Here is a 224-nt window from a genome sequence, read left to right as displayed (position 1 = left end):
CTTGAACCGGCACAACGCGAACGTCGAGGGATTTTAAATCCCTTGTGTCTACCAATTCCACCACCAGGGCACGCAATGCTTTATTGCGATGCCGATTACTGAAAAGTAAAACACCATCTTCATGTCGAAAGAAATCAACATGACAATATTTGGAGCGATACATCGGGTTCGAACCGATGACCTCAACCTTGGCAAGGTTGCGCTCTACCAACTGAGCTAGTATC

Annotated in this window: 1 protein-coding gene; it reads right to left on the bottom strand. The window is 46.4% G+C overall.

Features of this window, described 5'->3' with window-relative positions; translation table 11 throughout:
• The coding region (locus tag Q1A70_RS20740) for a hypothetical protein (RefSeq protein ID WP_299695964.1) at nt 1-224 on the bottom strand (224 nt) is incomplete at both ends.

Origin of the sequence: uncultured Vibrio sp. (assembly GCF_947488985.1) — a bacterium.
Taxonomy (GTDB): domain Bacteria; phylum Pseudomonadota; class Gammaproteobacteria; order Enterobacterales; family Vibrionaceae; genus Vibrio.
Note: the sequence above shows the minus strand (reverse complement) of the source record. Positions and strands in the feature narration are given on the sequence as shown.